The sequence below is a fragment of the Rhizobium favelukesii genome (genome assembly GCF_000577275.2).
Classification (GTDB): domain Bacteria; phylum Pseudomonadota; class Alphaproteobacteria; order Rhizobiales; family Rhizobiaceae; genus Rhizobium; species Rhizobium favelukesii.
The window spans coordinates 2,645,920-2,667,913 of record NZ_HG916852.1; the positions used below are offsets into that span (position 1 = coordinate 2,645,920).

The following is a 21,994-nucleotide window of genomic DNA, read 5'->3' on the forward strand; positions in this document are numbered from 1 at the left end:
GCTTAATATTCCAGCGGCAGCGTCGCATTTTCCAGCCACGCCTTGACGTCGTGGTCGTGGATCAGCGGCATCAGCGCGTCGCGGGTGCGCTCATGATAGCCGTTGAACCAACGCAGCTCGTCATGCGTGAGACGTTCGGGAATGACCAGACTGCGGTCGATTGGGCAGAAGGTCAGCGTCTCGAAGCCCAGCATAGGCATGTCGCCGCCGTCGATCGCCTCGGCCTCGCGCACATAGATCAGGTTCTCGATACGGATACCGAAGGCGCCGGGGCGGTAGTAGCCCGGTTCGTTTGAAAGGATCATCCCGGGCAGCAGCTCCTGCGTTGAAAGCCTCGAGATACGCTGCGGACCTTCATGCACCGAAAGATAGGAGCCGACGCCATGGCCGGTGCCATGGGCGAAGTCGACGCCGGCCCGCCAGAGCGCAATGCGGGCGAGCGGATCGAGATCGCAGCCACGCGTGCCCTTGGGAAAACGTGCGGTGCTGATCTGGATCATCCCCTTCAGCACCAGCGTGAAGAAACGTTTGCGCTCCTCGGTGACCGCGCCGATACCAACGGTACGGGTAATGTCGGTCGTACCGTTGATGTACTGGGCGCCGGAATCGATCAGGAAGAGCTCGCCGGCTTCCAGGTTGCGGTTCGTTTCTGTCGTCACACGATAGTGCATGATTGCGGCATGTTCGCCGGCACCGGAGATCGTATCGAAGGAAATGTCCTTCAACGGGTTCTGCATGCTTTCGCCGACGCGGCCGCGCAATGCTTCCAGCTTTTGCGCAACTTCGATCTCGGTCACGGTCCCGGGCTTCGTCTGCGAGAGCCAGTAGAGAAACTCGACCATCGCTGCTCCATCCTGGAGGTGCGCGGCCGCGGAGCCGTTTATCTCGACGTTGTTCTTGACCGCCCGCGGCAGTTTGGCAGGATCGTTGCCCTCTGCGACCTCACCGCCTGCCTTGCGAATGATCTCCGCCAGGGCATAGGAGGTCAGGTCCGGATCGACCAGAACTTTACCGCCATCCTTCGCAACAGCCGCGAGCTTGTTGTCGAGTTCCGAGGGCGGAAGCTGTACGCACATCTGCGCGAGGTAGGCTTCGGCCTCGATGCCGGTCTTGCGCTTGTCGAGGAAGAGATCCGCGTTGCCGTCGGCATAGATGATTGCTCGCGCCAGCGGGTGCGGCGTGTGCGGCACATCGGTACCGCGAATATTGAAGATCCAGGCGACTGAAGACGGATCCGCAATCAGCGCCGCCTTGAGATTCTTCGTTGCAAGATCGGCGGTGATGGTTGCTATCTTCTCCGTCGCGAGCACGCCCGCCTGGACGATGTTCTGGATCATCACCTGCCCCAGCGGCTCCTGCGGCCGGTCGCTCCAGAGCTTGTCTAGAGGATTGTAGGGCAGGACAACGAGCGAACCGCCAATCTCGGCAAGCGCCTTTTCGAGCCGCCTCACCTCTGCTCCCGAATGGAGCCAGGGATCGATGCCGACACGCAAGCCCCTGGAGCCGTTCTTGGCAAGCCAGTCATGAGGCGGCTCGTTCACAAGATCTCCACCAATGAAGACGGAGTTGTCCACTTGCTCGGCAAGTTGTGTCACGTAGCGCCCGTCCACGAAGACGATCGCCTCGGAACGCGTTACCAGCGCGACGCCCGCCGACCCTGTGAAGCCCGTCAACCACGACAAGCGCTCCGCGCAAGCCGGCACATATTCGCCGTTGAACTCGTCGGCGCGCGGCACAAGAAAGGCGTCGATATCAAGCGCGTCAAAACTTGCGCGCAAGGCCGAGACGCGATTTCGGCCGAATTGTGGCGTCGAGGTGACTTCGAAAGACTGGAACATGCTCAATAACCCGGTTTCTTGGACGAATCCGCTGCGAAAGGACACGTCTATGTTATCGGAATCTCAGACGAATACGAGAAATTCGCGACGTGACGTGTGAGCGAAAGCCGCGCAATAATCCGGCGGAAATGAGGCGCCCATTCGCAAATTGGCACGCTTTATGCATTCCACGCATGGCTCCCATGAACGAAACCCTCTCCCTCGACTTTTCTAAATCGCTATATAGGCGCCATCAGACTGGTTCGAGACGAACCTGAAACGAAACAAAAGGAATTTTGATATGACTGCCCCTCTGTCGCGCTTCGCTTACAGCAGCCCGGTACAGGCTGGCGAACGCCAGACTGTGCGTCACGTCATCGGCTCACGCCGTCCGCTCAATGAGGACACCCTCAATCTGCTGGGCGCCGGCCAGAAGGTTACGCGCCGCCAGGTTGCAACCAGCTACGCGTTCTGAGCAACTCGCCGCTCCGTTCTCCTCCTCCCTCATCGGACCGGCGATCAGAACCAGTAGAGCCCGCTCGAGCGCTCCTCCTCCTTCGAGCTCGCGGGCATTGACCGGGAAACTGGTCCGAAGGCGGTGCCATTGGCACCGCCTTTTCTTTTGTCTCACCTCAAGGACGATCGAGATGGATCGTCACCCAGCCATTGCGCCAGATCGTGCGGACGTGCCGCAAATGCGCACCGTTATAGGCGGCCAGCACCTTCCAGCGCTGCGCGGCCAGAATACCGGAGAGAATGACCGAGCCTCCTGGCGCCAAATGGTTCACGAGCTGCGGTGCCATCTTGATGAGGGGTCGCGCCAAGATGTTGGCGATGATCAGATCAAAGGGGCCATGCGCGCCAAAGGTGGTGGAGTGAAACCCCGGCGCCGTCTCGGTGGCGATGCCGGACGCGATGCCGTTGCGCCGAACGTTCTCGGCAGCGACCCGCGTCGCGATCGGATCAATGTCCGTTGCTAGAACAGGAATATTCCGCAGCTTCCTGACGGCAATCGCCAGAACGCCGCTACCAGTCCCGAGGTCGAGCGCATTCCGCACCCGGCGGGAACGAAAGACAGCGTCGATCGTCTCCAGGCAGCCAGCCGTCGTGCCGTGATGACCGGTACCGAAAGCCTGGCCGGCGTCGATCTCGATCGCAATGTCGCCGGAGCGCACCTTGTCGCGGTCGTGCGATCCGTGGACGAGAAAGCGCCCCGCCCGAACCGGCTTTAGCCCTTCAAGCGACTTCGCCACCCAATCGACATCGGGAATCACTTCGCGCTCGACTTTGGCCTCGGGAAAGCTCACCTTCAGCGCTTCCTCGACGCGCGCGCGAACCTGCAGTTCGTCTTCGCGCATCATGTAGACCGAGGCTTCCCAAATATCCTTCTTCTCATCGATCTCAGTGGTCGCGATTGCGAAGTCTTCTTCGCCGAAGACATCGGACAGCAGGTCCAGAATCTCTCCTGCCTGCACTTCGGTCGTCGTCACATAAAGGCGTATTTCACTCACAAGCGGTCTTTCTTCTATAGTGCGCCATCGATCCAGGGCGGCGACTGCGTATCATATCCGGAAACGCCGTGAAGCAATTTTTGTCGGAATGCGGGTATTCGCAAAAGTAAGGGGACGGCAAGATTGCGGATCGCGATCGCCACCGGATGCTTCATGGTAATAAGCGATGTCAGTTGATGCGTCTGCTTCAACACCGTCTTCACCGCCGGCATCCTGAGACCCGCATATTCACGCTCCCGCCCTTCCGAGATGAGCCAGGCCAACCAACACGCGTCCTCGATGCCAAGGTTCATCCCCCGCGCACCGGCCGGCGAATGAATATGCGCTGCGTCGCCGGCAAGAAACACGTTGCCCCTCGCCATCATGGCGACGTGGCGGAAATGAATGCGGAAATCGGAGGCCCAGACGCGCTCGGCGACCGGCGCGGGATGTTGGATTCGGCTCTCGAAATCGGGAAGCGTTGAGATGTAGCGCAGCACATCGCGCGTGACAGGCAGACGACCGATCATGCCTGGATCGAACAGGCTGATCTCGGCAAAACCGGGATCGATCGGCACAGCATAACGAAAGTCCGCCAGATAGAAGCTGCTCTCCAGCGCCTGCCCGGGAAAGCCGATGCCGACGGCCCTGCGCACCGCCGAATGGGCGCCGTCGGCAGCGACCACGATATCGAAATCCGCCGCTTCGACCGATCCATCTGCCTTCCGTAGCGTTACCCGCGGCTTCGAAAGATCCCCGGAGACCGTCTCCACCGCCGTTTGCCACTCTGGAGCAACCTCATAGTCGGAAAGCTTGCCCAGCAGCAGCCGCTCGGTATGCCCCTGTGCCAGGGCGTGGATTGCGCTGTAGGGGCCGGGAACCCTCGTCGTGTCGATGTCGGCAAGCAGTCTGCCCTTGGAGACGATGCGGAAGTGCGCAATCCGCTGCGCCTCCTGCAGGATCGTGTCCGTCACGCGCGAAGGCGAAAGAAGCGTCAGCGTTCTGGCATTGATGCCCAGCGCACGGCTTTCCGTCAGCGGCACGGGTCCGGCGTCGCTGTCGACGATACGCGCAAGGAACCCGCGTCGGGCAAGTTCGAGGGCAGCAGCCAGGCCGGTCGCGCCGGCCCCGGCGATCAAGATGCTGCGATGCCCTGACGCCATGCCGTCATCCCTTGCTGACGAGGTTCTCCAGTTTCTTTACAGCCGTATCGGGATTTTCGCCATAGGCGATGGTACCGGAGAACCGCCCTGCCGAATCGAGCAGGAAGACCGAGGCCGTGTGGTCCATCGTGTAGTCACCGTTCGGATTGCTCTCGTCCACGGGAACCTTCTTGGCGTAGACGCGGTAACCCTTGATGACGTCGGCAACCTTGTCGGGAGCGCCGGTGATACCGACAATGCGCTTGGAGACATTGGAGACGTACTGGTTCATGACGTCAGGCGTATCGCGCTCCGGATCGACAGTGACGAAATAGGCCTGAAGCTTCTTGCCCTGCGGATCGACTTTCTCCAGCCAACCATTCATTTCGAACAGCGTTGTCGGACATACCTCCGGGCAATGGGTAAAGCCAAAGAAGAGCGCCGTCGGCTTGCCGCGGAAGGCCTGCTCCGTGATTGGTTGGCCGTTCTGGGCGACAAGCGTGAATGGCACGCCGAACGGTCCCTCGGATACGGCCTCTTTTGTCTTGGTCACATTGAGCGTCAGCCAGCCGAGAATTCCGGCCATCACCAGCACCGCAACCCAGACCGCAATGCGGACAGTCTTCATCGATCGAACCTCTGAGATCGGGACCATTCCCGTTTCCGGGTGATATCGCCTCGTTCTTCACGGTGCAATTCAACAAGATGTTTTCCAGGCGGCGACCGATTGCCCCACCAGCACACGGAAAAGGCGCAATCAAAATTGGAAACTCCTGTATTTACAAACACATATTCGACGCAACAAAGGCAACCTACAATCTTTGAGGGTTAGTAAATACTTAAAAATGCATATCTATATTTAGCGATGGATAGAACGGTCGCCGTTCTCGTGACATGACGTCTGCCTGGCATTTCAACCCCGGCTATCCGCGTGAGCGCAAGATACATGCCGCGTCTCATCGCGGAGGGGATGATCGTCACATGAGCGATATGAAAGTGCGCAAGAGCCTCTCCGTTGGCCAGAGGCTCGGAACGCTGGCCGGTGCGGCATTCATCGGCTTCGGCGCGATGCTTGGAGTCGGCTGGTACCAGAATTCGAGCGCCGACGCCGCTCTGAGGCACGCCAACGAGATCCAGGCCAGCGTCGATCACATCAACGAGCTACGCACCGCAAATCTCACTCTAATTCTTGCCGCCATGGACACTATCGTCGATCGCGGCGATCGCGCCGTGATGCCCGAACGCCTTAAACTAATGAACGAAGCAATCGGCGAGCTACAGAGCAGTTCCAAGGAAATGCACCGCCTCGAAGAAGAGCTAAACGCGGGAGGCCTGCTCTCCACGTATGATGCAGACGTGGCGACGCTGGGACAGAATATCGTCGGAGACCTGAAGGCTGCCGTCGATTCTGCGGCGCCTGACAGTGAATTCGACAGACTAGATGACGCCATCGACGGTAGCGGCAAAAAGGTGGGGGCGACACTGGAGAAGTTCGCGCGCCAAGGCGGCGAATTCGCCAAGAGGAAAATCGACGAAGCCAATGCGATCTCGCGGCGAGCGATTCACATCCAGCTTGCACTTGGCATCGTCGCTATCGTGACGATGGCGATCCTGCAGTACATCCACGGCGGCTCGATTCGCCGCGGCATCGAGGGCGTACGCACGAGCATGCAGGGGATCATGCGTGGCGATCTCAATCGCCACGTCCCCGCCACCGAGCGTGGCGATGAGATCGGCGACATGGCGCGCGCGGCGGAGAGCTTTCGCCTTGCCGCAATCGAGAAGCAGGAACTCCAGGCGCGAAGCGAAAGCGAGCGTCAGCAGAGCGATGCCGAGCGTCGCAGCCGCGAAACGGCAAAACTGGCAGATGCCGAAGCGCTCAATCGTGCAGTAAATGCGCTTGGCCAGGGCCTCACACGGCTCGCTGGCGGCGACGTGACGGTCACCATCGATCAGCCGTTCAAGCCGGAACTGGAGCGCCTGCGCAGCGACTTCAATGAGACGACGGCAACGCTGCGCCAGACGATGGCCGGGATCTCCCAGAACGGCGCTTCCATCCAGGCAAACAGCCGGCAGATGCGCTCAGCTGCGGACGACCTCGCAAAGCGCACGGAGCAGCAAGCGGCATCGCTCGAGGAGACCTCTGCCGCACTCGATCAGATCACGGCAACGGTTCGCAGCGCCACCAGCCGCGCCGAAGAAGTCGGCCACATGGTCGCCCATACCCGCCAGAACACCGCGAAATCAGACATCGTCGTCACCGATGCCATGGCGGCCATGGAGCGTATCGCAGCCGCCTCGCGCGAGATCGGAACGATCATCAACGTCATCGACGAGATCGCCTTCCAGACCAATCTCCTCGCCCTCAACGCCGGCGTCGAGGCGGCGCGTGCGGGCGAGGCCGGCAAGGGGTTTGCGGTCGTCGCGCAGGAAGTACGCGAACTCGCCGGTCGCGCTGCGGGTGCCGCCAAGGATATCAAGGCTTTGATCGGAAAATCCGGGGCTGAGGTGAAGGCTGGCGGTGAACTCGTGACGGCAGCCGGCGAAGCCTTGCGCCAGATCGGCGACGATGTTTTGCGTATCGACGAACACGTTAAGTCAATCGTAACCTCCGCACGCGAACAATCCACTGGATTGAACGAAATCAACACGGCCATCAGTCAGATGGACCAGGTCACGCAGAAAAACGCGGCCATGGTGGAAGAGACGAACGCTGCAAGCTGCGCGCTCGCCACCGATGCCGACAGCCTGATCCACCTGATCCAGACGTTCAAGATCGGCGAGGGCATGAATGCCCGTTCCACGCCGCGGGAAGCCACCGCAGTCTCGCATCCGAAACCATCTCCCGCACGAAGCCTGATCGGCAAGGTCGCGGGCGCATTCAGCGGCGGCGCAACCGCCAGAGCCATGGCCGCACCGGCCGGAGACAACTGGGAAGAATTCTGATCATGAACAACACCGTCATCAACCAGACCGGCTCGCATCTCGAGATCGTCTCGTTCCACCTCGGCGAGCAGGAATTCTGCATCGACATTATGGCGATCCGCGAAATCCGCGGCTGGGCGCCAGTGACCCCGATGCCGCACACGCCGCCGTACGTGCTTGGTCTCATCAACCTGCGTGGTGCGGTGATCCCGGTCATCGACATGGCCTGCCGCCTCGGCATGAAGATGACGGAACCGTCCGAGCGCTCCGCCATCATCGTCACCGACATTGCCGGCAAGCTGGTCGGCCTGTTGGTCGAACAGGTATCTGATATGATGACCATCAAGAGCGAAGACCTGCAGCCGGCGCCTGAGATCATCCCGGAAGCACAGCGCGCCTTCTGCCGCGGCATCGTGGCGCTCGAAAAGACCATGGTCTGCTTCCTGAACCTCGACACCGTCATCGCCGACGAGCTGGCACAGGCCGCGTGATCAGACCAGCCGGGTTTCGCTGTTAGCCCGACCGCTGACAACACTTCCGAACCGCTTGCGACAGAACGTTGCAAGCGGTTTTTCTATGCCATTCTTCGGGCCGTATTGCAGGCTATCTCGTTGGCGAACGCCACCTCCGTCATGCGGTCCTTGGACATAGCCTTGTAAATCAAGGGCGAAGGCAGGCGTTTGAATGTCGTTGGAAAAGGCAATGGGATACGCAGGATGAGCGATGCAAAGACCCGCCACACCGGAGGATGCGGCTGCGGCGCGATCCGCTATAGACTCGACGAGGCGCCCCTATGTAGCGGCATCTGCCATTGCCACACATGCCGAAAGGTTGCTTCGGCTCCGACGCTGCCGTTCGTCACCTTTCCCGTGCGAACACTGGTGTATGAACAAGGAGCCCCGCGGGCTTTCGCCTCCTCGAAGGGCGTCGTGCGGACATTTTGCGGTTCATGTGGTTCCCCGCTCGGCTACCAGAACGATGCGGACCCCGGCTTGATCGACATCATGACCGTCAGCCTCGACGAGCCGGATGAGTATCACCCGACCTTTCACGTCTGGACATCCGAAAAGGTGTCCTGGGATATCATCTGCGATGACCTTCCGGCCCATCCCAAAAGCCGCACCTAACTCGACGAGCCGCGCTGCTATTGCGGCTTGCCGTTTTTCCACAAAACGTTCTGGCCGTAGAGCGGGATGGTCGAGATCGCCATCTTGGCCGAGCCGTCGGTCAATTCGCGCGAATGCGCAAGATAGATCAACGTGTCGTTCTCTTTGTCGTAGATCCGGTTGACGACCAGCTTCTTCCAGATCAGCGACATGCCTGTCTTAAACACCTCGTCGCCGCCCTTCGACAGGTCGATGTCGCCGATCTCGATCGGCCCTGTCTGCCGGCAGGCAATGGAGTTGTTCGAGGGATCCTCAAACCAGTTGCCGTTCTTTACGCGGTCGATGACGCTGCGGTCGAAATAGGTGACGTGGCAGGTCACGCCTTTCACCTGCGGGTCGGCCACCGCATCGATGATGATGTCGTTGCCGATCCAGTCAACCCCAACCTTGCCGACGACGTCGGCCGACACGGTGCCAGCGCTAAGACCGATGAGTGACGCGGTGGCAAGCGCGATATAGCTCTTTGTGGACATGACGGCTCCCTGATTGCATCAGCATCTAAGGTAAGCGCGCCAGGGGTCTTTACAAGGAAGTGCTCACTGCTTCCTGCAGGTGCAGGCCTCATACCCGTTTGACGTCAGCCGGCCCGGCTTCATGCCGATCACAGCAGGAATGGCGTTCACGGCGGCGGCCCCGACGGCCTTTGCCATCGCGATCGCCGCATGCGCGCAGACGGCGGCATCTTCGGCTGCATTGTGATGCGCAAAGCGAAGGCCGAGATGCTCGGCGATCATGTTGAGCCGGTGCGATAGGAAATGCGGCCAGATCCGCTGTGCCATCTTCAGGCTGCAGAGATAGGTGAGTTCCGGATAAGACTGCCGATAGAGATCGAGGCAGGCACGCCAGACGCTAAAATCGAAAGCCGCATTGTGCGCGATCATGGTCGCGCCTCGGAAATCGTCGTGGAACTCGTCCATCACCTCCGGAAACTCCGGCGCGTCCTCGACCTGCTCCGGCCGGATGCCGTGGATGGCGATGTTCATGCCGGAGAACCGCATCTCCTTCGGCCGGATGAGCCGCTCCTCGACGCGCGTGACCTGGCCGTCCTCGATCCATGCCAGTCCGACCGAGCAGGCGCTGCCGCGCTGTTCGTTGGCTGTCTCGAAATCAATGGCGATAGTCTTCAACGAGGCTTCCGATTCGATTGTATCGATCTGGCATAGCCTTCCTGCCCTGTCGGCGCAAACCAGGCTGTTGACATCCGCAACCGGATTGCGAACATGGCGAGCATGAACGGATCGATGGCCATAACGCTTACGCTGACGACCACCACCCTTGCGGGGTTGGCGGGAGCCACGGTGCGCTAGAAGCAGTCCGTCCAGCCCCGAAACCCCTGCCGAGGCGAGCAGGGTTCGGGAACCGGCTCCCCTCGCAATGACAAGGAGAGTTGTATGCAGAATAATCCAAGCAGCAGAAAAGCACCTGTCGGACTGTTGATCCGAGCCATCCGTTCGTCCGACACCGAGGCCTTGGCAGCGCTGGTCAATCTGCCGGGCTTTCGGGCCGGGACCTTGCGTCCGCCCTACCAGAGTATCGAAGAAACCCGCCGCCATGTCGAAAACAGCAATCCGGACGCGATGCGTCTGGTCGCAACCATCGACGGGCAAATCGTCGGCGACATCGGCATGACCCGCTTCCGCGGCCGTCGCAATCACGTCGCCAGCATCGGCATGGGCGTTCATGACGACTTTGCCGGCCGCGGTATCGGCAACGCGCTGCTCGCCGCCGTCATCGACGCCGCGGACAACTGGCTGAACATTATGCGCCTTGAATTGACAGTCTACACCGACAACGAAGCCGCCCTCGCCCTCTACAGAAAGTTCGGTTTCGAAGAGGAAGGCATACTTCGTGCCTATGCCTTCCGGGCCGGCACCTACGTCGATGCTTATGCGATGGCGCGCATCAAGCGGTAGTAGGAGGCTCTGAGATGAGCGGAACCGATGCCCTCACCCGCCAATCAGCGCCAGCCACTCGTCCTCGTCCATCGTCTGGACACCGAGTTCGCGTGCCTTGTCGAGCTTCGAGCCGGCGCCCGGTCCCGCAACGACGATATCGGTCTTCTTCGACACCGAACCGGCGACCTTGGCGCCGAGGCTTTCGGCCCGCGCCTTGGCCTCGTCGCGCGAAAACTTTTCCAGCGAGCCGGTGAAAACGACGGTCTTGCCGGCGACAGGGCTGTCTGATGTCACCGCCTGTTCGGCGGGCAACGGCCTCTTGTCGTCGAGTTCGTCCAGCAACGCGCCGATCACCTTGATATTACGCGGTTCCTTGTAGAATTCGACGATAGCGCGGGCGACAATCTCACCGATGCCTTCGATAGCGTTCAAGTCGTTCCAGGCATCGCCGGAAAGTGGTGCAGCCTCCTTCATCGCCGCCTCGAAGGCGTCATAGGTGCCATAGGAGCGCGCAAGCAGTTTCGCGGTTGTCTCGCCGACATGGCGCATGCCGAGCGCATAGATGAAGCGGTGGAGCGCGATAGTGCGGCGCTCGTTGATGGCGGCGTAGAGCTTGCCGACACTGACCTTGCCGAAGCCGTCGATATTTTCGAGCTTGGTCAGTGAATCCGCCTGCCGCTTCTCCAGCGTGAAGATATCGGGCGCGGTGCGGATCTGCAGCGCGCTGTCCTCATTATCGAAGAAGAAGTCGATTTGCCTGGAGCCCAGGCCCTCGATGTCGAAGGCATTGCGCGAGACGAAATGCTTGAGATGCTCCGTCGCCTGCGCCGTGCAGATGAAGCCGCCGGTGCAGCGGGTGACCGAATCGAGCTTGCCGGTCTTCTCGTTCTTCTCACGCACCGCATGGCTGCCGCAGACCGGGCAAGTTTTCGGGAATTCGTAAGGCCTGGCCTCGGCCGGACGCTTCTCCATGACGACGTCGAGCACCTGCGGGATGACATCTCCTGCCCGCTGCACGATGACCGTATCACCGATCCGGATGTCGTGTCCCACTTCGCGAATACGTTCGCCCGAATTGCCGATGCCTTCAATATAATCGGCATTGTGCAGCGTCGCATTGGTAACGACGACGCCGCCGACAGTGATCGGCGTCAGGCGTGCGACCGGCGTCAGAGCGCCGGTGCGGCCAACCTGGATGTCGATATTTTCGACCATCGTGAAGGCCTGCTCGGCCGGGAATTTATGTGCGGTCGCCCAACGCGGGCTGCGCGAGCGGAAGCCAAGACGGGCCTGCAGCTCAAGGCTGTCGACCTTGTAGACGACGCCGTCGATGTCGTAGTCGAGATCGGGCCGCTTCAGGCCGATCTCATCGTAATGCGCCAGGATATCGGCGACGGAGTTCAGCCGCTTCATCAGCGGATTGACGGGAAAGCCCCATTCCTTGAACTTCTGCACCATGTCGAATTGCGCCTTCGGCAAATCATTGGGCTCGGAAATCTCGCCCCAGGCGTAGGCGAAGAACTTCAGCTTGCGGCTCGCTGTCACTTTCGCATTGAGCTGTCGCAGCGAGCCAGCGGCGGTGTTGCGCGGATTGACGTAGGTCTGCTTGCCCGCCGCCTCCATCTGCTTGTTCAGCGCCAGGAAGTCGCTCTTGGCCATATAGACTTCGCCGCGCACTTCAACGACGGCCGGAACGCCCCGGGGCAACTCGTTCGGGACTTCCTTGATGGTGCGGATATTCGCGGTGACGTTTTCGCCCGTCGTACCGTCGCCGCGAGTCGCTGCGTTTACAAGTTTGCCGTTCTCGTAGCGGATCGACATGGAGAGGCCATCGATTTTCGGCTCTGCCGTAAAGGCAATCGACTGGTCCGGCAAGCGGCCGAGGAAACGATAGACGCTGGCCACGAAGTCCTGCACGTCCTCCTGCGAGAAGGTATTGTCGAGCGACAGCATCGGCCGCGCATGCACGAGGGGTGCGAATGTGACTGAAGGCGCGGAGCCGACACGCCGCGACGGGCTGTCGTCGCGGATCAGTTCCGGAAAGCGCGCCTCGATCGCGTCGTTGCGCCGCTTCAGCGCATCATACTCGGCATCCGAAATCGCCGGGCGATCCTCGCCGTGATAGAGCTCGTCGTTGCGGGCGATCTCCATCGCAAGCCGCTCGAGCTCGGCGGCGGCATCTTCGATCGTCAGGGCATCAACGGCTATGGTTTCGGTCGACATACGGCTCTCACTCCACGGAATCTGGAGTCGTTTTAGAGCAAAATGCATGGATTGAAAGGGAGTGAGACGTCATCTCCGGCGCCTCTCCCCAATTCGGCGATTTCGAAATCAGCCGTTCCCGGCCAGCAGCCGGGCAGCAGCCGCCCTCGCCTCTTCCGTCACCGAGGCGCCCGCCAGCATGCGCGCGATTTCTTCGGTACGGTCGTCGGGCGCCATCGTCGCGACGCGCGTCGCAATCTTCTCGGAGCCTTCGGCGGCCGGTCCCTTTGAGATCAGCAGATGCGTCGCCGCCCGTGCTGCAACCTGCGGCGCATGGGTAACCGAGAGGACCTGAACGCGGTCGGAAAGCCGCTTCAGGCGCTGACCTATCGCATCCGCAACCGCCCCGCCAACACCGGTATCTATTTCGTCGAAGACGAGCGTCGGTGCAGAGCCGCGATCGGCGAGCGCCACCTTCAGCGCGAGCAGGAAGCGCGAAAGCTCGCCGCCGGACGCCACCTTCATGATAGAACCCGGGCGCGTGCCCGGATTGGTCTGCACGTGGAACTCGACAACGTCGATGCCCTCTGCTGTCGCATCCTCGCGATTGGTGGTGATCTCTACCATGAAACGTGCCCGCTCCAGCTTCAGTGCCGGCAGTTCTGCCATGACGGCGGCAGCCAAAGCGTCGCCGGCGTGATGACGCTTATCGGAAAGCGTGCGTGCTGCTGCATCGTAGTTCGCCTTGGCAACACCAACCTCGGCTTCGAGCTTGGCAAGCCGTTCCTCGCCGGCATCGAGATCGGCAAGATCGCTGATCATGCGAATGGCGAGCGCTGGCAGTTCGACCACCGGAACAGAGTACTTGCGCGCGGCGGCGCGCAAGGCAAACAGGCGCTCCTCTACACGCTCCAGCTCCTTTGGATCGTATTCCGTCTTTCGGAGTGCCGCCTCGACTTCCATCTGGGCGTTGGAGAGCTGGTCGAGCGCAGCGTCCAGAAGCGCAACCGTATCTTCCAGCAAGCCAGGAGCCTCGTGGCTCTTGCGCTCCAGCCGGCGCACGAGCGAGGCGATATGCGGCACGGGAGAGGCATTGCCGTTGAGGAACTCTGAAGCCTCGGCGATATCGCCTGCGATGCGCTCGGCCTTCATCATCTTTTGGCGGCGATCGGCGAGTTCGTCCTCCTCGCCATCCAGCGGCGAAAGCTTTTCCAGTTCCTCGACGGATGAGCGCAGATAGTCCGCCTCGCGCGTAGCATTCTCCACCTTCTCGCGCTGTTTCTTCAGCGTCCGCTCGGTATCGCGCCAGATGCGGTAAATGTTGGAAACGGTAGCAGCGTCTTCGTTCACGCCCGCAAAGGCGTCGAGCAGGATCCGGTGAGCGTGGGTGTCCACGAGCGCGCGATCATCATGCTGACCGTGAATCTCGACGAGCATCTGTCCGGCCTGACGCATCAGCTGAACGCTGAGCGGCTGGTCGTTGACATAGGCCTTGGTGCGCCCGTCGGAGTTTTGGACACGGCGGAAGATGAGATCGCCATCATCATCGATGCCGTTCTCGCGCAGCAGCTTGCGGGCGCCGTGATCAGGGCCGACGTCGAAGACAGCCGTCACCTGCCCCTTGTCTTCGCCGTGGCGAACGAGGCCTCCGTCTCCGCGGCCCCCAAGGGCCAGCGACAGGCTATCAAGCAGGATGGATTTGCCAGCACCGGTCTCACCGGTCAGCACCGAGAGGCCGGTCTCGAAGGCGAGGTCCAGCCGCTCGATCAGGACGATATCGCGGATCGAAAGCTGGATCAGCATTGGCCTCAGGAACCGAGCAGGAGTTTCTTGCCTGCAGCCGCGATCCAGGAACCCGGGTTTTCACGCGGCTCCGCGCCACCGTTCTTCAAGAGCTTGAAGGAATCGGCGTACCACTGGCTGTCCGGATAGTTATGGCCCAGAACGGCAGCTGCGGTTTGCGCCTCCTCGACGATGCCCATTGCGTAGTAGGCTTCGACAAGGCGCGCGAGCGCTTCTTCGATCTGGTTGGTATTCGGATACTTCTCGACGACAGTGCGGAAGCGCGAGATCGCGGCGAGGTATTCCTTCCGCTCCATATAGTAGCGGCCGACCTGCATTTCCTTGCCGGCCATCTGGTCGCGCGCGAAGCGGATTTTCGCCTGCGCGTCGTCGACGTATTCGGAATCCGGGTAGTTGTCGATGACCGCCTGCATGGCCTCGACAGTCTTTGCAGCTGCGCGCTGATCCTGCGTGACGTCCACGATCTGCTTCGAATAGGTCAGACCGATCAGATACTGCACGTAGGGAGCATCTTTCGACTTCGGATACTGCGCCATATAGCGGTTGCCCGAGGCAAGAGCATCGTCGAGACGGCCTTGGCGATACTTGACGAAGGTGCTCATCACGAGCGCCTTGCGCGCCCATTCGGAAAACGGGTTCTCGCGATCGATGGCGTCGAACTTGCGCGCCGCTTCGGCCATGTTGCCGGCCTTCATGTTGGCGAGGCCCTGGGTATAGAGAACATCCGGCGGATCGCTCTCGACGCCGAGCTTGCTAATATCGATATCGGGGTCCGACTGGCATCCAGAAACTAAGGCACCTGCGCTCAGCACCAAGAGCGATGCGAACAAAGCGCGCGCTGTCTTCATCATACTTTCAGACCCTGCATAACCCATCGGAACAATCCCAACGCCGCCATCCCTCAACGGCAGCCACGCCTTGCTGGCGTTTCTAGCCACAAATGTGGAGCCAGAGCAACGCAATGATGATGCATTAACGCATTTTTGTGGCGATGCAGGCGATAATCGCCCGTTTTGCACCGTGAAAGCTGCACCTGTTGCCGCTAAACATCTGCGGCGAAACATCTATCGGGGAATCACCGTCGGTCTGTTCAAAATAAAGAAACCGCCTCCCGAAGGAGGCGGCCCTGGCCTAGTAGATGCGATGGAGGTCATGCCGACCAGGGAGCAAATTCCGGTGCGTTGACCCGGATGAAATCCCGAGGAGCAACACGCTGGCGCGGCGCAGAGGTCTCGACCACTTCGTAGGCGGTCGGGTCGCTGAGCAACGCCTTGAGAGCATTAGCATTCATCTTGTGGCCGCCCCGATAGGAGCGATAGCAACCGATGAAAGGAGCGCCGGCGAGCGCAAGATCGCCGACGGCATCGAGTGCCTTGTGGCGCACGAATTCGTCCTTGGCGTAGCGCAGGCCCTCGACATTGATAACGGTATTGTCGTCCGAGATGACGACCGAATTCTCAAGCGAGGAACCAAGCGCGTGGCCGGAGGCCCAAAGACGCTCTACATCCCGCATGAAACCGAAGGTACGAGCGCGCGACAGCTCGGACTTGAACGTCGCAGCCGTCATGTCGCCTTCCCACTTCTGCCGGCCGATCAGAGGGCAATCGAAATCGATCTCGACTTCAAAGCGCGTACCATCGTAGGGACGGAACTCGCTCCACGAGCCACCATGCTCGATGCGAACCGGCTTGGTGATGCGGATATACCGGCGCTTCACGCCGAGCGATACCAGGCCAACCTGTTCGATCGCTTCGATGAAAGGCATCGAACTGCCGTCCATGATCGGCATTTCGGCGCCATGAACCTCGATCACGACGTTGTCGAGACCGAGCGCGTAGACGGCAGCCATGACATGCTCGATCGTCGCAACCGAGTGTGCCGGCGAGAACCCAAGAACGGTGCACAGATCCGTATTGCCGACCTGCGAAGACACAGCACGGTATTCGGAAACCTCGCCGTTCTCATGCATGCGATTGAAGACGACGCCAGTGTCAGCTTCTGCCGGGTTGAAGGTAATCGAAACGTCAGCACCAGAATGAACGCCGATGCCCGAGAGCGTGATCGGACGTGATACCGTCGTTTGAAATCCCAACATGCCAATAACCATAAATTTTTGCCTTTATAATCCCTGGTGACCCGCCGCGGCTAACATGCCGAACTATCTGCCAGGGTTCATTTCACTCCGTTGAAGGCTCGCCATAAAGCGCGAGAACACGGTTTCTTGAGCACATACATACGTGCGCCCGGGTTCCAATCCAAATCACTGTTTCTTTCGCATTGTTACGAAAGCATGCCTTTGAAATAACAGCGCAATTGGCGCCAGATTCCATCCCTTGAAACAGCAATGCCCGGGAGCGTACTCCCGGGCATCCATGTGGCGATTCTATCCCTGCCTCAGTTCGACTGACGGCGCAGGAATGCCGGAATTTCGAGCTGATCGTCTTCCTGCATCATGCGAGCCTGCGGAACGCTGCGGCCCTGATCGTCGAGGTTTCCGCGGCGCGGCGCATAGAGGCTGGCTTCCGGAGAAAGCGGACGGCGCTGCTGCGAGGCAGCAGCAGGAGCCGACGTCATCTCCGGCGCGACTTCCTCTTCGCGACGGCCAAGCGAGTTGGTGATCCGCTTCAGGAGGCCCATCGGACCACGCTCTTCATGCGCATGAGACGTGGGGGCAGGCTGCGAGCGATGGTCGATCTCTGCCTGAACCACTGGCGGAAAATCCTCCACTTTCGGCATGCGAACGGGCTGTTGGGCGGCCATTGGCTGCTGCATGACAGGCGCCTGGCTCGTCACAGGCTGCTGAACCGGCTGGCTCATGACAGGCGCGTGAACCGGAGCCTGCTGAACCGCGGCTGGACGAATGACCGGAGCGGCTTCCGGAGCGGCAAAGATCTTGCTCTGCGGACGGAAGGTCTCCTGCATCGCCGGCTGCTGCACCGGTGATGCTGCACGTGGAGCGTGGATCTCGAGCTCGCGCTCCATTTCCGCTTCAGCCGTACGGATCGCCTGCGCGACCGGGTCGACGGCCTTTGGTGCCTGCTGCATGACAGGTGCAGGCTGAACTGCGGCCGGCGCCGGAGCGACGGCCGCGGAAGGACGGACAATCGGCTTTGCGACAGGCTGGAATGTCTTGCCGGCTGCTTCGTTGAGCGCACGGTCGATGCCGGTTGCGACGACGGAGACGCGGATGATGCCTTCGAGCGATTCGTCGAACGTCGCGCCGAGGATGATGTTCGCATCCGGATCGACTTCTTCGCGGATACGCGTTGCTGCTTCGTCGACTTCGAAGAGGGTAAGGTCGCGACCGCCGGTGATGGAGATCAACAGGCCCTGTGCGCCCTTCATCGACGTTTCGTCGAGCAGCGGGTTGGCAATCGCAGCTTCGGCAGCCTGCATTGCGCGGCCCTGGCCCGATGCCTCGCCGGTGCCCATCATTGCGCGGCCCATTTCGCGCATGACCGAGCGAACGTCGGCGAAGTCGAGGTTGATGAGACCTTCCTTCACCATCAGGTCGGTGATGCAGGCGACACCGGAGTAGAGGACCTGGTCTGCCATCGCGAACGCGTCGGCAAAGGTCGTCTTGTCGTTGGCGATGCGGAAAAGGTTCTGGTTCGGAATGACGATCAGGGTATCGACCGACTTCTGCAGCTCCTGGATGCCGGATTCGGCTAGACGCATGCGGCGCCCGCCTTCGAAGTGGAAGGGTTTGGTCACGACGCCGACCGTCAGGATGCCCTTGTTACGGGCTGCCTGTGCAACGACTGGAGCAGCGCCAGTGCCGGTGCCGCCGCCCATGCCGGCGGTAACGAAGCACATGTGCGTTCCATTCAGGTGGTCGACGATCTCGTCGATGCACTCTTCAGCGGCTGCGCGGCCGACTTCCGGCTGCGAACCAGCACCGAGCCCTTCCGTGACGTTGGCGCCGAGCTGGATAATGCGCTCTGCCTTGGTCATCGTCAGGGCCTGGGCATCCGTGTTGGCAACGACGAAGTCGACGCCCTGGAGGCCCGCGGAGATCATGTTGTTGACAGCGTTGCCACCGCCACCGCCAACACCGAACACGGTGATACGCGGCTTAAGCTCAGTGATATCCGGCTTTTGCAGCTTGATAGTCATGTTACCGTTCCTTCTCTTTATGGCCGCATCGCCACGCCGGCCAATTCACTCAATTGTCAGAAGCTTTCTTTCAACCACTGGCCCATGCGGGCAAAGCGGCTGGTATTTCCCCCAAGCGACATGAGCAGACCGCTCTGTGACGCATGTGTTTCTTGGTCCGCGACCTGCGGATAGATCATCAGACCGACGGCGGTCGAAAAGGCTGGGCCCTTCGCTGCGGTCGGCAGGCCCGAGACGCCCATCGGACGACCGATTCTGACGTTGCGGGCAAGAATGCGGCGCGCAACTTCGGCAAGGCCGGTCAGCTGGCTCGCACCACCCGTCAGCACGACGCGCTTGCCGACGATCGGGCTGAAGCCCGAGCGCTGGATGCGATCGCGGATCAATTCCATCGTTTCCTCGATACGGGCGCTGACGATGCGCGATACCAGCGCACGCGGCACCTGCGTCGGCAGGTCGCGTTCGTCTTCGCCGATCGGCGGGATCGAGATCAGTTCGCGCTCGTCCGAGGAGTTCGGCATCGCGGAAGCATGAACGACCTTCAGGCGTTCGGCATCCTCGATACGGGTCGACAGACCACGGGCCAGATCAGTGGTCACGTGATGGCCGCCGAGGCTGACGGCATCGGTGTGCACCAGCTTGCCCTCTGCGAAGACAGAAATCGTCGTCGTGCCGCCGCCCATGTCGATGGCCGCGCAGCCGAGCTCGACTTCATCATCGACGAGAGCGGCAAGGCCGGAGGCGTAAGGCGTCGCGACGATTCCCTCGACCGAGAGGTGCGCGCGATTGACGCTGAGTTCGAGGTTCTTCAGTGCAGTGCGCTCAGCGGTGACAACGTGCATGTCGACGCCGAGAACGTCACCATACATCGACAGCGGATCGCGGATGCCGCGCTCGCCGTCGAGCGAGAAGCCAGTTGCCAGCGAATGAAGGACCGCGCGATCCTGTCGAAGCGACTGCTGACAGGCAGCGGACAGAACCTTCTTGAGGTCGTTCAGCTCAACTTCCTGACCACCGAGATCGATGGTCGCAGTGTAGATGTCGCTTGTCAGACGACCCGCCGTGACGTTGACGATCAGGCTTTCGACGGTCAGGCCGGCCATGCGCTCGGCTGCGTCGACCGCAAGCCGAATCACGCTTTCCAACGCATCCAGGTCGGAGATCGCGCCGGTCTTGATGCCGCGCGAACGCTGGTGACCAATCCCGATGATCTCAATGTTGTGCGTACGGCCGGGCAGAACCTGACTTTCCTCGCGAGGCGTCAGGCGGCCAATCATGCAGACGACCTTCGTCGATCCGATGTCCAGCACCGAAACGACATGGGACCGCTTCGACGAAAGCGGCTTCAGGCGCGGCAATCCGAAATGGGACGAACCGAACAAGCTCATATATTTTGCCCCGCCTTCTTCAATTCCTTGGTCCGCTGATCAAGCACGAGTTGCCGGCGCGCCATCGCTTCCGGCGTCAACTCAATCGCCGTGCGGTCGGTAAGCCTCAGATCGACGGCAGCGATGTCGCGCTCCAGAAGATCCTGCTCCTTCATGAACTTCGACAGCCGCGCCAACGCCACCTCGACATCGTCTTCCGGCAGCTTCACCGCAATACCGTTGTCCATGTGCAGATCCCAGCGACGACCCGAAACCCAGACGTAGGCCTTCACCCGCGCCTTGATCTCCGGCCACTTTGCGAATTCGGCTTCGAGCGAGGTTGCAGCAACCTCCGCGCCGCGACCAACCACGAGGGGCAGCTCCGAAAACTTGTTATCGCGTAGCGGAGCGATTACCGAACCACCCTTCTCCACGAGAGAAAGCTCCTGGCCATGCTGCCAGATGGCGTAAGCCTGACGCTCTTTGAGTTTTACCTCGATCGTCTTCGGGTAGATCTTGCGGACTTCGACATTCTCGACCCAGGGAAGCTTAGCGATCTTCTGGCGCGCCGCATCGACATCGAGCGCCACAAGCGACGTCGTGCCATCCAGCCCCAACAGCTGCAGGATCTCGATTTCGGAGGTCTCGGAATTGCCGGACACCTTGACGTCATCGATTGCAAATCCGGCAGCGGTCGTCGTCGCTTGCGCAACAGCGTCGGTGTGACCACCGAGCGACATGCCGTAGAGACCCGTCACAGCAAAGAAGGCCAAGGCGGAGACCGTCCCGACATGGGCCGGAATATGGATGCGGCCACTTCCGAGGCTGACAAGGAAGCGCACGACACGGCGCAGCGGGCGCGGAAGAATCAGCCGACCATCACCCTCGGGATACGAAGGCTCAGCCTGATGACTTGGGCGCCCTATTCTTTTGACCGTCACCGAGAACAAGAAGCGTCCTCCACCATCCAACGGAGAAATTCACCAAATGAGTAGCCGGCATGACCAGCCATTTCGGGCACCAGGGAGGTTGGCGTCATGCCCGGCTGAGTATTGATTTCCAGCCAGATAATTTCGCCATCTTCGGAGAAGCGATCGTCGTAACGAAAGTCGGAGCGACTGACGCCACGGCAACCAATTGCTTGATGCGCCCTTAATGCCAATGATTGTATTTTTTGGTAAATATTCGGTGAAATTTCCGCCGGGATGACGTGTTTCGATCCACCTGCGACATACTTGGCGTCATAATCGTAGAAGCCATGGCCCAGCGGCACCACCTCGGTCACGCCAAGCACCTGATCCCCCATGACACCGCAAGTCAGCTCCCGGCCATAGACGTAACGCTCGACAAGAACCTCTTCGCCGTAGCGCCAGTCCGGAGAGCTGATAATCTGCGGCGGATGCGATTGATCCTCCTGGACGATCACCACACCGAAGCTGGAGCCCTCACGCACAGGCTTCACAACATAGGGCGGCTTCATCGGATGCTCGGCTGGAAAGGCGAATCGATTGATCACCTCTGATTGAGCAACCGGAACGCCCGCGGCGGCGGCAACGCCCTTTGCCTTCTCCTTGTCCATGGCAAGCGCCGAAGCCAGCACGCCGGAATGCGTGTAGGGAACCTCAAGATACTCGAGGACGCCCTGGATCGTACCATCCTCGCCGTAGGGGCCATGCAGCGCATTAAAGACGACATCGGGTCGCAGTGCAGCAAGCTTCGCAGACACATCGCGATCGACGTCAATCCGCGTCACCTGGAAACCCTCAGCCTCAAGGGCATCCGCGCACGCCGTCCCGGAAGAGAGGCTTACCGGCCTCTCCGAGGAAAACCCGCCCATCAGGACAGCGACATGCTTGCGACTCATCAACACCCCCAAAAAATAACCCGCACACTGCGTTCCGACGCTTGCACCAAGCTTGTTTCTCGTCCGAATCCAGCTTGATGATGCAGGTGCATTAGAGCCCGATTATGGTTAACGAAGTGTTTACTTTCGTTAATTTTCACCTCGGAAAGCGGCGCGGACATGACGGCGCAGAACGCAAAAGCCCCGCAGCGGCATGCCGTGCGGGTT

General features: G+C 60.6%; 19 protein-coding genes. 5 read left to right on the top strand and 14 right to left on the bottom strand.

From position 1 onward, the window contains the following. Window positions 1-2: 2 nt before the first annotated feature. The gene (locus LPU83_RS51720) at window positions 3-1,838 is read right to left on the bottom strand and encodes an aminopeptidase P family protein (protein WP_024313598.1); all 1,836 of its coding nucleotides are present in this window, start codon (window positions 1,836-1,838) and stop codon (window positions 3-5) included. 280 nt (window positions 1,839-2,118) lie between these two features. Between LPU83_RS51720 and LPU83_RS73070 the strand changes: the two genes are divergently transcribed. Then, window positions 2,119-2,292 (top strand): hypothetical protein, encoded by a 174-nt coding sequence (locus LPU83_RS73070; protein ID WP_167546209.1) that lies wholly within the window; start codon window positions 2,119-2,121, stop codon window positions 2,290-2,292. A 157-nt stretch (window positions 2,293-2,449) separates the two neighbouring features. Here the strand turns inward: LPU83_RS73070 and LPU83_RS51725 are convergent, their stop codons facing one another. Genes LPU83_RS51725 through LPU83_RS51735 form a run of 3 tightly spaced genes read right to left on the bottom strand, consistent with a single transcriptional unit; the run spans window position 2,450 to window position 5,077 of the window. Further along, entirely contained in the window at window positions 2,450-3,328 is an 879-nt protein-coding gene (locus LPU83_RS51725) for a 50S ribosomal protein L11 methyltransferase (protein WP_024313599.1), read from the bottom strand. Window positions 3,329-3,342: 14 nt separating this feature from the next. Beyond that, the gene (locus tag LPU83_RS51730; protein WP_024313600.1) at window positions 3,343-4,470 is read right to left on the bottom strand and encodes an FAD-dependent oxidoreductase; all 1,128 of its coding nucleotides are present in this window, start codon (window positions 4,468-4,470) and stop codon (window positions 3,343-3,345) included. Between the two features lie 4 nt (window positions 4,471-4,474). After that, entirely contained in the window at window positions 4,475-5,077 is a 603-nt protein-coding gene (locus tag LPU83_RS51735; protein ID WP_024313601.1) for an SCO family protein, read from the bottom strand. Window positions 5,078-5,430: 353 nt separating this feature from the next. Here LPU83_RS51735 and LPU83_RS51740 point away from each other — a divergent pair, with 353 nt between their 5' ends. The 3 genes from LPU83_RS51740 (at window position 5,431) to LPU83_RS51750 (ending at window position 8,501) form a co-directional block, all read left to right on the top strand. Then, entirely contained in the window at window positions 5,431-7,395 is a 1,965-nt protein-coding gene (locus LPU83_RS51740; protein ID WP_024313602.1) for a methyl-accepting chemotaxis protein, read from the top strand. 2 nt (window positions 7,396-7,397) lie between these two features. Continuing rightward, window positions 7,398-7,865, top strand: coding sequence for a chemotaxis protein CheW (locus LPU83_RS51745; protein WP_018858340.1), 468 nt, complete (start codon window positions 7,398-7,400; stop codon window positions 7,863-7,865). A gap of 225 nt (window positions 7,866-8,090) precedes the next feature. Beyond that, window positions 8,091-8,501 carry a GFA family protein gene (locus tag LPU83_RS51750; protein WP_024313603.1) on the top strand — a complete coding sequence of 137 codons (411 nt, stop codon included), beginning with the start codon at window positions 8,091-8,093 and terminating at the stop codon, window positions 8,499-8,501. Window positions 8,502-8,518: 17 nt separating this feature from the next. Here LPU83_RS51750 and LPU83_RS51755 read toward each other — a convergent pair whose 3' ends face one another. Both LPU83_RS51755 and LPU83_RS51760 read right to left on the bottom strand, forming a co-directional pair. Continuing rightward, on the bottom strand, window positions 8,519-9,013 hold the full coding sequence (locus LPU83_RS51755) for a CreA family protein (RefSeq protein ID WP_024313604.1): 495 nt from the start codon (window positions 9,011-9,013) through the stop codon (window positions 8,519-8,521). Window positions 9,014-9,076: 63 nt separating this feature from the next. Then, window positions 9,077-9,667 (bottom strand): 3'-5' exonuclease, encoded by a 591-nt coding sequence (locus LPU83_RS51760; protein WP_024313605.1) that lies wholly within the window; start codon window positions 9,665-9,667, stop codon window positions 9,077-9,079. Window positions 9,668-9,931: 264 nt separating this feature from the next. On the opposite strand from LPU83_RS51760, the gene LPU83_RS51765 reads away from it, so the two are divergent. Next, on the top strand, window positions 9,932-10,453 hold the full coding sequence (locus LPU83_RS51765) for a GNAT family N-acetyltransferase (protein ID WP_024313606.1): 522 nt from the start codon (window positions 9,932-9,934) through the stop codon (window positions 10,451-10,453). A 33-nt stretch (window positions 10,454-10,486) separates the two neighbouring features. On the opposite strand, the gene ligA is transcribed toward LPU83_RS51765, so the two are convergent. The 8 genes from ligA to LPU83_RS51805 form a co-directional block, all read right to left on the bottom strand. Beyond that, a complete protein-coding gene (gene ligA, locus LPU83_RS51770) occupies window positions 10,487-12,658 on the bottom strand; it encodes an NAD-dependent DNA ligase LigA (protein ID WP_024313607.1) in 2,172 nt (723 codons plus the stop codon). A 108-nt stretch (window positions 12,659-12,766) separates the two neighbouring features. After that, a complete protein-coding gene (gene recN / locus LPU83_RS51775) occupies window positions 12,767-14,440 on the bottom strand; it encodes a DNA repair protein RecN (protein ID WP_024313608.1) in 1,674 nt (557 codons plus the stop codon). A gap of 5 nt (window positions 14,441-14,445) precedes the next feature. Then, window positions 14,446-15,315 (bottom strand): outer membrane protein assembly factor BamD, encoded by an 870-nt coding sequence (locus LPU83_RS51780; protein ID WP_024313609.1) that lies wholly within the window; start codon window positions 15,313-15,315, stop codon window positions 14,446-14,448. A gap of 275 nt (window positions 15,316-15,590) precedes the next feature. Beyond that, window positions 15,591-16,547 carry a UDP-3-O-acyl-N-acetylglucosamine deacetylase gene (gene lpxC, locus LPU83_RS51785; protein WP_024313610.1) on the bottom strand — a complete coding sequence of 319 codons (957 nt, stop codon included), beginning with the start codon at window positions 16,545-16,547 and terminating at the stop codon, window positions 15,591-15,593. A 287-nt stretch (window positions 16,548-16,834) separates the two neighbouring features. Then, window positions 16,835-18,556 carry a cell division protein FtsZ gene (gene ftsZ / locus LPU83_RS51790; RefSeq protein WP_024313611.1) on the bottom strand — a complete coding sequence of 574 codons (1,722 nt, stop codon included), beginning with the start codon at window positions 18,554-18,556 and terminating at the stop codon, window positions 16,835-16,837. Window positions 18,557-18,612: 56 nt separating this feature from the next. Further along, entirely contained in the window at window positions 18,613-19,944 is a 1,332-nt protein-coding gene (gene ftsA, locus LPU83_RS51795) for a cell division protein FtsA (protein WP_018858330.1), read from the bottom strand. Beyond that, complete coding sequence (locus tag LPU83_RS51800) at window positions 19,941-20,873, bottom strand: cell division protein FtsQ/DivIB (protein WP_024313612.1); 933 nt, start codon at window positions 20,871-20,873, stop codon at window positions 19,941-19,943. The genes ftsA and LPU83_RS51800 overlap by 4 nt, the downstream gene beginning before the upstream one ends. Next, a complete protein-coding gene (locus LPU83_RS51805) occupies window positions 20,861-21,787 on the bottom strand; it encodes a D-alanine--D-alanine ligase (RefSeq protein ID WP_024313613.1) in 927 nt (308 codons plus the stop codon). The genes LPU83_RS51800 and LPU83_RS51805 overlap by 13 nt, the downstream gene beginning before the upstream one ends. Between the last annotated feature and the right edge of the window lie 207 nt (window positions 21,788-21,994).